At 67.8% G+C, this 12028-nt stretch carries 11 protein-coding genes; 6 read left to right on the forward strand and 5 right to left on the reverse strand.

Annotated features, from left to right (window positions below):
• Positions 1–19: 19 nt before the first annotated feature.
• Genes MRBLWH7_RS19695 through MRBLWH7_RS19705 form a run of 3 tightly spaced genes read left to right on the forward strand, consistent with a single transcriptional unit; the run spans position 20 to position 3347 of the window.
• The gene (locus MRBLWH7_RS19695) at positions 20–1402 is read left to right on the forward strand and encodes an extracellular solute-binding protein (protein WP_341997590.1); all 1383 of its coding nucleotides are present in this window, start codon (positions 20–22) and stop codon (positions 1400–1402) included.
• Positions 1402–2367 (forward strand): sugar ABC transporter permease, encoded by a 966-nt coding sequence (locus MRBLWH7_RS19700; RefSeq protein WP_341997592.1) that lies wholly within the window; start codon positions 1402–1404, stop codon positions 2365–2367. Before MRBLWH7_RS19695 ends, MRBLWH7_RS19700 begins: the two co-directional genes overlap by 1 nt.
• Positions 2364–3347, forward strand: coding sequence for a carbohydrate ABC transporter permease (locus MRBLWH7_RS19705; RefSeq protein ID WP_341997594.1), 984 nt, complete (start codon positions 2364–2366; stop codon positions 3345–3347). Before MRBLWH7_RS19700 ends, MRBLWH7_RS19705 begins: the two co-directional genes overlap by 4 nt.
• Before the next feature lie 61 nt (positions 3348–3408).
• Here MRBLWH7_RS19705 and MRBLWH7_RS19710 read toward each other — a convergent pair whose 3' ends face one another.
• Entirely contained in the window at positions 3409–4662 is a 1254-nt protein-coding gene (locus MRBLWH7_RS19710; protein WP_341997596.1) for a CorA family divalent cation transporter, read from the reverse strand.
• A gap of 511 nt (positions 4663–5173) precedes the next feature.
• Here MRBLWH7_RS19710 and MRBLWH7_RS19715 point away from each other — a divergent pair.
• Complete coding sequence (locus tag MRBLWH7_RS19715) at positions 5174–5671, forward strand: DUF305 domain-containing protein (protein WP_341997598.1); 498 nt, start codon at positions 5174–5176, stop codon at positions 5669–5671.
• Positions 5672–5806: 135 nt separating this feature from the next.
• Here the strand turns inward: MRBLWH7_RS19715 and MRBLWH7_RS19720 are convergent, their stop codons facing one another.
• From MRBLWH7_RS19720 to MRBLWH7_RS19735, 4 genes are all read right to left on the reverse strand, one after another.
• Positions 5807–7441: a polysaccharide biosynthesis tyrosine autokinase gene (locus tag MRBLWH7_RS19720; RefSeq protein WP_341997600.1), complete on the reverse strand. Its 1635-nt coding sequence runs from the start codon at positions 7439–7441 to the stop codon at positions 5807–5809.
• A gap of 452 nt (positions 7442–7893) precedes the next feature.
• Positions 7894–9045 (reverse strand): MFS transporter, encoded by a 1152-nt coding sequence (locus MRBLWH7_RS19725; RefSeq protein WP_341997601.1) that lies wholly within the window; start codon positions 9043–9045, stop codon positions 7894–7896.
• 4 nt (positions 9046–9049) lie between these two features.
• Positions 9050–9736, reverse strand: a complete 687-nt coding sequence (locus tag MRBLWH7_RS19730; RefSeq protein ID WP_341997603.1) for an aquaporin — start codon at positions 9734–9736, stop codon at positions 9050–9052.
• Positions 9733–10083, reverse strand: coding sequence for a metalloregulator ArsR/SmtB family transcription factor (locus tag MRBLWH7_RS19735; protein ID WP_341997605.1), 351 nt, complete (start codon positions 10081–10083; stop codon positions 9733–9735). Before MRBLWH7_RS19735 ends, MRBLWH7_RS19730 begins: the two co-directional genes overlap by 4 nt.
• A gap of 12 nt (positions 10084–10095) precedes the next feature.
• Here MRBLWH7_RS19735 and MRBLWH7_RS19740 point away from each other — a divergent pair, with 12 nt between their 5' ends.
• Together MRBLWH7_RS19740 and MRBLWH7_RS19745 are read left to right on the forward strand one after the other, a co-directional pair.
• Positions 10096–11490 carry an FAD-dependent oxidoreductase gene (locus MRBLWH7_RS19740; protein WP_341997608.1) on the forward strand — a complete coding sequence of 465 codons (1395 nt, stop codon included), beginning with the start codon at positions 10096–10098 and terminating at the stop codon, positions 11488–11490.
• Positions 11491–11504: 14 nt separating this feature from the next.
• Positions 11505–11999: an N-acetyltransferase family protein gene (locus MRBLWH7_RS19745; RefSeq protein ID WP_341997610.1), complete on the forward strand. Its 495-nt coding sequence runs from the start codon at positions 11505–11507 to the stop codon at positions 11997–11999.
• The last annotated feature ends 29 nt before the right edge of the window (positions 12000–12028 follow it).

Below are 12028 nucleotides of genomic sequence, written 5' to 3' on the forward strand. Positions count from 1 at the left end.
CCGGGCGGAGGAGGCGATCATGCGTGCGACACGATGGACGGCCGCGGGAGTCATCGCTCTGCTGGCGGTCGGGGCCACGGGGTGTGCCGTCGGAACCGGAGGAGGTGCCGGTGATGACGAGGCGAACTACGACTCCGACGCGGAACTCAGTGGGTCACTGTCGGTGATGGGCTTCTCGGGGGTGGACGAGGTGGCGACCAGCCGCGTCGACTACGCCAAGGAGCAGCTGGGCGATGTCGAAGTCAAGCTGGCCGAAGGCGACCTGGACCTGCAGCAGTTCCTGTCGGCGGTCGCGTCGGGCAAGCCGCCGGACATCGTCTATGCGAGCCGAGACCAGATCGGGTCGCTCGCGGCCCGGGGAGCCGTGGTCGCCCTCGACCGCTGCATCGACGGCGAGGGCATCCCGACGGACGACTTCGTGCCGTCCGCGCTGGACCAGGTCACGCTCGACGGCACGATGTACGGCGTCCCGGAGTTCAACACCGTGCAGCTCACCATGGCGAACGCGGACCTGCTCTCCGCGGCAGGGATGACGATCGAGGACGTCAACGGCTCGGACTGGGATGCCGTGAGCGCGGCGAACCAAGCGCTCACCGTGAGCGATGGCGGCAACCTCCAGGTCATCGGGTACGACAGCAAGCTCCCCGAGTTCCTGCCGCTGTGGGCGAAGTCGAACGGCGCCGACGTCGTCTCGGAGGACGGCAAGACGGCCCAGCTCGACGACCCCAAAGTGGTGGAAGCACTCGAGTGGGCAGCATCCGTCTATGAAGACCAGGGCGGCTTCAGCGCGGTGAAGGCGTATCGCGACTCGGCCGACTTCTTCGGCGAGGGCAACCAGTTCGCGACGGGGGTGCTCGGCGCCATGCCGATGGAGCAGTGGTACGTCAACGTGCTCAACGACGTATCGTCCGACGCTCCGATGGCCTTCGACACCGTGCACGACCGCAACGGCGACACGATCGCGTACTCGACCGGGTCGGCATGGGCGATTCCCAGCGGGAGCGCCAATCCTGAAGCGGCCTGCCGCTTCGCCCACGCCATGACATCGGTCGATGCGTGGCAGGCCGCTGCCGATGCGCGGATCGAAGCCCGCAAGGCCGAAGACAAGCCCTTCACCGGCATCCTCACCGCCAACGCGAAGGCCGACCAGATGATCCGCGAGCTGACGACATCGGGCGGCGAGCCCTGGGACACCGCCGTGTCGAAGATGTACGAGGCCAACGACAGCACCTTCTCGATGCCCGCGAACCCGGCCGACGCCGAGTTCAAGACGGCGATGTTCGACGCGGTGAACGCCGTGCTGGACGGCAAGGCCTCTGCCGCGGACGCACTCGCCGACGCGCAGCAGGAGGCCCAGTCCGCCCTCGACGACGCCTGGTCGAAGCTCGAGGACGGTGACTGATGACCGCGCCGCCCGTCGTGGCCGCCTCGGCCGCGCCGCCTGTCGACCGCGAGCGCGGTCGCAGGCGGGCCCGGCGGCGCAACCTGGGCTCCGCGCTGCTGTTCCTGAGCCCCTGGCTGGTCGGGTTCGCGGTCTTCACGGCGTGGCCCTTGATCTACAGCGTGTACCTGTCGCTGACGGACTACGACGTCATCAACGACCCGAACTTCGTCGGCGCCGACAACTACGTCGAGCTGTTCAGCGACCCCAAGGTCGCCCTGGCTCTCGGCAACACACTGTTCTTCACGATCGTGCAGGTGCCGCTCTACGTGCTGGTCTCGCTCCTGCTCGCCCTGCTGCTCAACCGGGCGGGAAGAAGCGCAGGGGTCTTCCGTACCGTGTTCTTCCTTCCCAAGATGACCCCGCCGGTGGCCGTGGGCATCCTGTTCCTCCTGCTCTTCAACGGTCAGAACGGGCTCTTCAACACGGTGCTCGGGTGGTTCGGGATCGACGGGCCATCCTGGACGACGGATGCTGCGTGGGTGAAGCCGGGGCTCATCATCATGAGTCTGTGGACCGTCGGCGCATCGGTCATCATCCTGCTGGCCGCGCTGCAGGCCGTACCTGACGAGCTCTACGACTCGGCGAAGCTCGATGGCGCCGGATTCTGGCGGCAGTCGTTCTCGATCACGGTGCCGATGATCAGCCCGGCGCTCTTCTTCATCGTGGTGGTCAACACGATCGCGGGTCTGCAGACCTTCGATGAGGCGTACACCGCATTCTTCGGTGCCGGCAACACGACGTACAGCAACGATGCCGCGCTGTTCTACGTCATCTACCTGTTCCAGCAGGCTTTCGAGTTCCTCCACATGGGGTACGCCTCAGCGATGGCCTGGGTGCTGTTCGCGCTCATCATGGTGGTCACCGCCATCCAGATCCTGGTCTCACGACGCGTCGTGTACTACGAGGGGGATGATCGGACATGAGCAGGGTTCTCCCTCCTGGTCTGCCGCACGACGAGGAGCTCGACGCGCCGCGTCCGGCCGGTGCGCCCGCGCCGCACCCGCCCGCCCGAGCGGATCACCGCGCGCCTGCAAGACCGGAGGCGCGTACCGCGGCTGCCGCACGGGCGCGTCGGCGGCACCTGATCCGGCGTTCGCTGATCATCGCGGCGCTCAGCCTGCTCGCGCTGGTCTTCGCGTACCCGTTCGTGTGGCTGGTCAGTGCGTCGTTCAAGCCCCGCGGCGAGGTGTTCGACAATCGACTGATCCCCGAGACCTTCACGTGGGACAACTACGTCCAGGTATGGCAGGCGGCGCCGCTCGCGCTGTGGCTGTGGAACACGCTCCTGGTCACCGTGCTCGCGGCGACCACGGTCACTCTCTCGAGTGCCATGGTCGCGTGGGGATTCGCCTACTTCCGATTCCGGGGGAGGGGCGCGCTGTTCGGCGTCGTGCTCGCGACCATGATGCTGCCGGGTGCGGTCACGATGATTCCCACGTTCCTCATCTGGAACGCCCTCGGATTCGTCGGCACACTGGTGCCCTTGTGGGCGCAGAACATCTTCGGCAGCGCCTTCTACGTGTTCCTGCTGCGTCAGTTCATGCTCGGGCTGCCGCGTGAGTTCTTCGAAGCCGCCCGCGTGGACGGCGCATCGAACTGGGACCTCTTCTGGCGCATCGCCCTGCCCCTCAGCAAGCCTGCGCTCGCGGTCACGTTCGTATTCGAGGTGCAGGCCGTGTGGACCGATCTCATGCGCGCGCTCATCTACCTGCGGGATTCGGCGGATTACACGCTGCCACGCGGGCTCAAGTCTCTCGTCGACGCCTTCGGATTCGGCGGCGAATGGCACTGGGAGCTCATCGTCACAGCGAGCGTCATCGCGACGGTTCCCATGATCATCGTGTTCTTCGTCGCCCAACGGCAGATCATCCACGGCATCAGCGCGGGTGGCGTGAAGGGCTGACGGAAGCCCGTGTTCTGGCGGTGGCTTCTGAGGGATCAGGCCGCCGCGCTGATTCCCGGATTCAGAGCCAGCGGCGGCGTTTGAACATCCCGTAGATCACGAGGTCGATCGTCACGATGCCGAGGCCGATGACGATCCACCCGTACTGCCACTGCATCAGCGGGATGTTCTTGAAGTTCATCCCGTAGAGCCCTGCGATCAGCGTGGGCACGGCCAGGAGCGCGGCGAACGCGGAGATTGTGCGCATGTCCTTGTTCTGGCGGGCGGCGATGTTGTTCTCGTGGCTCGAGAGGATGGCGTCGAGGCCTTTGCTCTGGTTGTTGATCAGCGCCGCCGTGCCGGCGGCGTCGTCGAGCAGGTCGTGGAGGTAGGGCAGGATCTGCTCGTTGCCGACCGTGAGAGTCTCGAGATGCCGCGTGCTCTCGTGCAGCGCTGCCGCGATGCTCGAGACCGCGCGGTCGACGCGGCCGATGTTCTTGCGGATCCGGTAGATGCGGTGATGGTCTTCGCGCCCGCCTTCGCTGAAGACCTGCTCCTCGAGTTCCTCGAGGGCGGTCTCGATATCGGCCGCCGCCTTCGCGTATCCGTCCACGATCTGCGCAATGACCTGGTGCGCCGCGGGCAGGGTGTCGGAACGCGCGTTCTCCGGGGCCTCCTCGAGCAGCTTCGGCAGGTCCGGAAGCTCCGCCCCGTTTCCCCGCTGCACGGTGAGCAGCCAACCCTCGCCGATGTACAGGTACGTCTCGCCCAGCAGCAGCGATTCATCCGGCAGGCGCAGCACGTTCCACAGCATGACGAACAGATGCTCGTCGAACTTCTGGACCTTCGGCTGCTGTCGGCGCGAGACCACGTCGGCGACGGCGGTGGGGTGGATGCCGAGCACGTCGCGCGCCTGACGCACGGTGTCCTCGTCGGGTTCGACGAGATGCAGCCAGACGAACTGGTCCTTCCTTCGCGTGCGGTGCACGAGGTCGGGGACATCCGCGAGCGCGACATCGGCCGGCTCGATCGGGCTGCCCACGAGGAAGATGTGCGCCGACCCGCTCTCGCGAGAAGCGGCATCCCGCTTCTGCGGTGATCGTTTTTCTGTGGATTCGAGCATGAGCGTCCTCCCCCGACGAGGTTGCCTTGCGCGCAGCGCGACCCTCACCCCCTTGACAAGGGCGGCCATCCGCTCCCGAGCCTGCCGGCCGACCGGCAGGCGACGATCGGGCCGCCCCGATGTCACGCAGGTAAAAATGGCGCCGTCGTCATCGAACTTCCGTGACGCGCCCGGTAGCCTCGGGGCATGCGCCGCGCGGAGTTGCCCGAACACACATGTGGTTGGTCTCCCCGCTATCGGCGCACGGTCCCCAACGACGAGTGCGAGAGGTGTCGTGCAGAGGACGAGCTCATCTTCGACACGCAGCGGTTCGACCAGCGCAAGCGGTCCTGGATCTATCGGCCGGCTCGAGCATCCAACGCGGTGTCCGCCATCGCGATCACGAACGGCGACGACTCCACCTCTCGCGAAGCACCCGCCGAGCTACGGCGCGAGACCTTCGTGCCGCTGAAAGGCGTGAAGGAGTAGCGAGACAGCCGCCTGACAGCCGTGACCATTGGGTCGCCGCCGGTTGCATCCGCGGAGTCCTACCACAGCGCGGGCCTTGACACCAACCCGTATGGCGGTCGCTGCGGGCGTGGCACCCTGACGAACATGTCTTCGACAACATGTTCGAGACGCGCCACCGCGCTCACCACCATCCCAGTGGCACTGACCATCATGCTGACCGGCTGCGGCAGCCCGAGCAGCAGCGAGTCGCGGCCCGGCACTACCCAGTGCTGAAGTGCCCGGATCGGCATCGCCGACGGTTGAGAAGAGCGGCGAGTTCTCTGATGAAGATGTTGAGTTCCTCACCGAGATGATCCCGCATCACGAGCAGGCAGTGGAGATGAGCGAGGTGCTGCTCGACAAGGACGGCATCGACCAGAAGGTGGTCGCTCTCGCCGAGCAGATCAAGGATACGCAGGAGCCCGAGATCGACCTGATGGAGAACTGGCTGGACGACTGGGGGATCGACGATGACGTCGATGACGACGATGACGACGATGACGACGGCATGATGTCGGACGACGACCTGGAAGCGCTCGAGCGCGCCGAGGGTTCAGAAGCGGCGCGGCTCTACCTCGAAGGAATGATGGCACATCACGAGGCAGGAGTAGACATGGCCAAGTCCGAACTTGACGAGGGAATCAATCCCGATGTCCTCGAACTCGCTCAAGCGATCATTGACGCCCACACCGCCGAGCTCTCGACAATGCAGGATCTTCTCACCGAGATCTGAGCCGTCGGGTCGGCCTGCCTTGCGACTCGGCGGTCGGAGGCGACTTCCCCGGGGTCGCTCGTCGCCTCGACTTCTGCCACGTGGCGGGCGACGACGTCGCGTGGGGTCGTCGACTCGGACTCGTGTACAGGTGACTCACGGGTGATCCCCGCTCGATGTCACGTGAGTGCGCAAGGCCGGTTCCTTCGCGACAACGACGTCGGCAGGGTCCCCGACGGTCGTGATCTCCGCCGTGTCTGGTTCGGCGGGGCGGGCGGGCGCTTTGGTCGGTGCGTAGCTGTAGCGGTGGTCTTCGCGGGAGCGGGACAGGTTGAACACGGCGCCTTCGACGGTGGCGCCGATGGCGGTGAGCCGGTCCATGGCCCGCCGCAGTTCGCGGACGCGGAGCACGCGGGCGCCGATGACGAGGATGACGCCGCCGAGCAGTCGGGCCAGCACGGCGCCGTCGGGGACGGGGTTCAGCGGCGGGCAGTCGATGATGGTGACGTCGTAGCGTTCGCGGATCCGCCGCAGGACTTCGCTGGCGGCGGCGGATTCGAGCAGTTCGCTGGGGTTGGGGGGCCGGGAGCCGGCGAGGACGACTTTGAGGTCGTCGGGTCCCCAGCTGACGATCGCCTCGTCCAGGGTGATGTCGCCGGTGAGCACGTCGGTGAAGCCGGTGTACTCGGGAAGGTCGAGCACGTCGCTGAGGGTGGGGCGGCGCAGGTCGGCTTCGACGAGGCAGACCTCGAGGCCGGAGGCGGCCAGCGCGGCGGCGATGTTCGCCGCGGTCGCGCTCTTGCCCTCGCCGGGTCGTGAGGAGGTGACGGCGAACACCTTGTGCGGGTCTCCGGGTTGCAGGAACCGGAGGTTGGCGCGCAGCTGCCGGTATTCCTCGCCGCGTCGGGACCCGCTCTTCATGACCGCGATGGGGTCGCGTTGCGCGCGCCGGTCGAAGGACACCACGCCCAGCACCGGCAGCCCGGTGATCTCCGTGACCTGGTCCTTGTCGCGCACGCGGGCGTCGACGACGCCGCGCAGCACGACGACGACGGCCGCCGCGACCAGCCCGGCGAGCAGTCCCGTGAGCAGCAGCAGTGGCACGTTCGGTGACGACGGCGCCGATGGCGCGGTCGCGGACTCGATGACTTGCAGGCGGACCGGCGACTGACCGTCGACTCGGGGTGTGAGAGACGGGACGACTTGTGCGAGGTAGGTGGACACCGAGTTGGCGATCGCGGCCGCCCGCTCGGGGGACTCGTCGGTCGCCGAGATGGTGATGACGCTGGTGTTCAGGGGAACGGATGTCGAGACCTGACGTCGCAGCTGCGAGATCGTGACATCGAGATCGAGCGATTCGATCACGGGGGCGAGCACCACCTCGCGGGTGGCGACCGCACTGAAGTTGCGGGCCTGCAGCTGCGAGAAGTTCGACGACTGCGCGAGCTCCCCGGTACTGGCCCCGCCCGTGACCGTGACGAACACGTCCGCGCTGGCCGTGTACTCACGCGGCGCCGCGACGACGAGCGCCCACCCCCCCAGGACGCCCAGCATCAGACAGGCCACGACGACCGCCCAATGATGCCGGACGAGCCGCAGCAGAGCCTTGGTATCCATACCCTCGCCCATGATCACGCCGAGGGGGCAGGGAGGTTCGCGGTTCTCCCTGGCCCCTGCCCCATCCTCATGCTGGATCGCCAGGATCGAATGCTCAGAAGGGAGGAGTGGGAGGCTGCGATCATGTTCGATGAAGCAGTCGGATAGTACGGCGTCCTCGTGCCGGTCAGCCATTGTCGACGCAGCGCGCTGAGTCGACCGACGGTGCCACTAAGCAGTGGCCACGCCGCGTGACGTCGCACGGCATCGCCCAACCTGTTGCTGAACGGTCCCTTCGACGCGACGCTTCGATCGCAACCGAGCATCATTCCCTCTCCCGGTGCCGATTCTTCCCGCATCTTGTGGATATGGAAGAGCCCTTGACTTCTCACGGCCGACGTGGTGGACCGGCCCGCCAACACCGATGGCCTTCGAAGTCGGCGCACTGTAAAGCGCGACACGTTGGCCGCAGGGCCGGCTCGACCGGCTCAGTGCCCGGAAATCGAATGGATGGCGACGCGCAGTAGCTGGTGGTTGGGCAAATCGATGAGGCGTCCTCTCACCACGTCCTCGGGGGGAGCAAGGCGATGAGGGGCCGCCTGGTCGGGAGGATACAACGCGAACCCCGCGGCTCGCCGCCCAGACGCCTAGCGCCGGATGGCGAGGAGTCCGCCCACGGCGCAGACGACAGCCATCACGAAGGCCATCGACGCATATGACCCGAGCGCGCCGGCGACCAACGCGGCTGCGCCAGGCGCGAACGCGGTCAGCGCCATGACCGGCGCGGCGAGAGCCCCGTTGAGTCTCCCGTACGAGTCCACGCCCCAGCGATCGGCGACCGCCGATGCTTGGACGAGCGTGAGCGCGCCGCGGACAGCGCCGGCAGCAAGCCCGGCGATGAGGATCCCGAGGGTTCCCCCGACGAATGCGAACGCCCAGAGGGCACTGGAGCCCAGAAGACCCGCCAGCATGGCAGCGATCCACGGAGCGGCTGTGCGGGGGAGGGTCATATAGAGCAGCCGCCCGAACACCTGGCCGGCGCCGATCACGCCGAGTACCCACGCTGCGGTCTGCAGGTCGAAGCCCTTCTCAACCGACGCGGGGACGGCAGACAGCGTCACGGCGTAGAGCGAGAACGACATCAGGGCGAACGAGCTGGCAAGGATCCAGAAGCGGCGGGAGCGGAGGATGCGCCGGGACGCGCCATCACGCTCGGCTACCTTGTCGAGGTGCGGCCAGGCCCGTTCCACGGTGAGAGCGTAGGTGGGGATCGCGGCCGCCGCGAGGATCGCGGCGAGGACCACGAACGCCACCCGCCATCCGACTTCGAGGACGAGCCACCCGGTGAGGGGCGCGAAGATCGTGGATGCGAGTCCGCCGGCGAGGGTGACGAGTGTGAGTGGTCCGCGTCGATCGGAATGGTAGCGGTGTGTGATGACGGTGAAGGCGGCCTGGTAGAGCACGGCCGCCTGGGCTGTGCCGCACACGATCCATGCCGCGGCGAAGATCCATATGGTCGGGGATGCCGCGGCGGCTAGCAGCGCGATTGTTCCGACGATGGCGCCGGTCACCATGACGCGTCGGGGATGTCGATCCAGCCACCGCCCGACCGGGACAGCGGAGACTGCGGAGGTAAGCAGCCCGGCGGTGATGGCGAGGAAGATCGCCCGCTCGTCCCACCCGGTCTCGTCGGCGATCGCGGGCGCTGCGACGAGCACGGCGTAGTAGAGCACGCCCCATGCGATGACCTGCGTGACCGCCAGGGCGGCCAGGTGCGCGCCGGATCGGGGACGCGTCATGGGCTCAGTCTCGCGCGGTGGCGGGCTCCGCGGCGGCGGGGAACAGCACCCGGACGGCGGCGAAGCCGAGTGCCGCGCCGACCAGTTGCGCGCCGATGAACGGCAGCGCGGAGGCGGGGGCGATGCCGGCGAACGTGTCTGTGAACATGCGGCCGATGGTGATCGCGGGGTTGGCGAAGCTCGTCGACGAGGTGAAGAAGTAGGCGGCGCCGATGTAGGCGCCGACCGCGGGGGCGGCCAGGTGGGAGCGGCCGGTGCGGACCAGCGCGAAGATGACCAGGATGAGCCCGGCGGTGGCGACCACCTCGGACAGGAGGTGCGGCCAGTCCGCCCGGTCGGTGGTGCTCCAGGCCACGGCCGGGGCGGCGAACATGACGTTCGCCAGCACCGCGCCGGCGATGCAGCCGAGCACCTGGGTGGGCAGGTAGACGGCGGCGGTGGACCAGCTGCGGCGGTGCAAGGTGATGTCCACAACGGTGACCACGGGGTTGAAATGAGACCCGGAGACGGTGGCGAACGCGAGGATCAGCACGGCCAGTCCGAGGGCGGTGGCGATCGCGTTCTCGAACAGCTGCAGCCCGACGTCGGTCGGGGAGAGGCGTTGCGCGGCGATGCCGGAGCCGACCACGACCGCGGCGAGTCCTGCGCTGCCGAGGAACTCGCCGACGGCAGCGCGTGCGAGGGGGCTCACGAGGCGACGAGGAGCTGCGAGACGCGGTCGAGCGCGCCGGGCACGAGCTTGAAGTACGCCCACGTGCCTCGCTTGCTGCGCGTGAGGAAACCGGCGTTGGTGAGGATCTTCAGATGGTGCGACACGGTCGGCTGACTCAGCCCGACCGGTTCGATCAGGTCGCACACACACGCTTCGGTGTCTTCGGAGGCCGCCACGATGGACAGCAGCCGCAGCCGCGTCGGATCGGCAAGAGCCTTCATCGTCCCGGCCAGCTGCTCCGCCTCTTCGGCGGTGAGCGGCTCGCGTACCAGCGGTGTGCAGCACACGCCGGCGGTGACGTCGGTGAGGTCGAGCATGGTGGCCATACATCGACAGTAGTGGATATTGACAGTTGTCGATATGCCGTTGCAGAATCGAGCATCGAAGTTCATCGATATTCGTTGGAGGCTGTTGTGACTCTGCTCGACCCGACACCGCGAACCGTGACCGCGGACCGTGTGTCGACCCTTCCCGTCGTGATCATCGGCGCCGGCCCGATCGGACTGGCGGCCGCGGCCAACCTGGTCGAGCGCGACATCGACATCGTCATCTTCGAAGCCGGGGACCAGGTCGCCGCGAGCGTGCGGTCCTGGGGCCACACGCGACTGTTCTCGCCGTGGAAACACCTCGTCGACCCCGCCTCCCGCCGCCTACTCGCCGAGCACGGCTGGGAGATCCCGGCGCCGGAGGCGGCTCCGACCGGTGCCGAGCTGGTGGAGCAGTACGTCGCGCCGCTGGCCGAGTTGCCGGAGATCGCCTCCCGGCTGCGGCTGGGCGTCGAGGTCGTCGCGGTCACCCGCGAGGGCATGGACCGCACCCGCACCCGCTCGCGCGCAGCGACCCCATTCGCGGTCCGCATCCGCAGCGCAAACGGCGACATCGAGGACATCGCCGCTCGCGCGGTGATCGACGCGTCCGGCACCTATCGCTCGCCCAACTCGCTGTCCTCCAACGGGCTCGAGCTCTTGGGTATGACCGACATCGCCGATGCGGTGGCACCGGCGCTGCCGGACGTCCTCGGCCGCGACCGGGAGCGTTTCGCCGGCCGCCACACCACCGTCGTGGGCGCGGGCCACTCCGCAGCGAACACCCTCCTGGGACTGGCGGAGCTGGCGCTTCAGGAGCCGGGAACGACCGTGACCTGGCTGATCCGCAACGCGCAGGCCGTCCGGGTCTCTTCGTCCCCGGATGACGAACTCGCCGATCGCGCGCGGCTGGGCAGCCGCGTGGACCACGCCGTCGCCGACGGCCGGATCACCGTGCTCGATGGCTTCGAGATCATCCGTGCCCGACGCACCGGCGGAGGCGTCGAGCTCGTCGGGCAACGGCGCGGCGAGGTCGTCGTCCACACCACCGATGTCGTCGTGAACGCCACCGGGTTCCGTCCCAACCTCGAGATGCTGCGCGAGATCCGCCTCGAGCTCGACGAGATCGTCGAGGCTCCCAAGCGCCTCGCCCCGCTGATCGACCCGAACGTGCACTCCTGTGGGACTGTCGAGCCCCACGGGTTCCGCGAGCTCACCCACCCCGAGCAGGGATTCTTCATCGTCGGCATGAAGTCCTACGGGCGCGCGCCGACCTTCCTACTCGCCACCGGCTACGAGCAGGTCCGCTCCGTCACCGCATGGCTCGCCGGCGACACCGCCTCGGCATCGAACGTCGAGCTGGTCCTCCCTTCGACCGGAGTGTGCTCCACGAACCTCGGCGACGGCGCGTCAAGCTGCTGCTCGTGATCACAGTCCGCGAGATGACTGCCGACGATTGGCCGGCGGTCGGGGCGATCTACACGCAAGGGATCGAGGACGGGGAGGCGACCTTCGAAGTCGCCACCCCTACCTGGGCGGCGTTTGACGCCGGGAAGCTTCGCAACGTTCGCTTCGTCGCCGTGGACACCGACGGCTTGCTCGTGGGCTGGGTGGCCGCGTCACCGGTCTCCTCGCGACCCGCGTACCGCGGGGTTGTCGAGCATTCCGTGTACATCGACCGAGCTGCACGTGGTCGCGGCGTCGGGCGCGTGCTGCTCGACGCCTTCATCGCCGCGTCAGAGCAAGCCGGGATCTGGACGATCCAGTCGAGCATCTTCCCCGAGAACGCCGCCAGCCGCCGGCTCCACGAATCCGCGGGGTTCCGGACGGTGGGTCGACGGGAACGCATCGCCCGGTCGGGGACAGGACCTCACGCCGGGATGTGGCGCGACACACTGCTCATCGAGCGCCGCAGCGCTGTCGTCGACGGCGGCTGAGCGGTGGACGAGTCGACCATCCGTCGCTT

Source organism: Microbacterium sp. LWH7-1.2, from assembly GCF_038397755.1.
In the GTDB taxonomy this organism is placed as follows: domain Bacteria; phylum Actinomycetota; class Actinomycetes; order Actinomycetales; family Microbacteriaceae; genus Microbacterium.

Excerpts from the sequence above, each read along its gene's own strand:
- MRBLWH7_RS19695 (WP_341997590.1), top strand. The coding sequence starts at position 20 with ATGCGTGCGACACGATGGACGGCCGCGGGAGTCATCGCTCTGCTGGCG.
- MRBLWH7_RS19700 (WP_341997592.1), top strand. The coding sequence starts at position 1,402 with ATGACCGCGCCGCCCGTCGTGGCCGCCTCGGCCGCGCCGCCTGTCGAC.
- MRBLWH7_RS19705 (WP_341997594.1), top strand. The coding sequence starts at position 2,364 with ATGAGCAGGGTTCTCCCTCCTGGTCTGCCGCACGACGAGGAGCTCGAC.
- MRBLWH7_RS19720 (WP_341997600.1), bottom strand. The coding sequence starts at position 7,441 with ATGGCTGACCGGCACGAGGACGCCGTACTATCCGACTGCTTCATCGAA.
- MRBLWH7_RS19725 (WP_341997601.1), bottom strand. The coding sequence starts at position 9,045 with ATGACGCGTCCCCGATCCGGCGCGCACCTGGCCGCCCTGGCGGTCACG.
- MRBLWH7_RS19735 (WP_341997605.1), bottom strand. The coding sequence starts at position 10,083 with ATGGCCACCATGCTCGACCTCACCGACGTCACCGCCGGCGTGTGCTGC.
- MRBLWH7_RS19745 (WP_341997610.1), top strand. The coding sequence starts at position 11,505 with ATGACTGCCGACGATTGGCCGGCGGTCGGGGCGATCTACACGCAAGGG.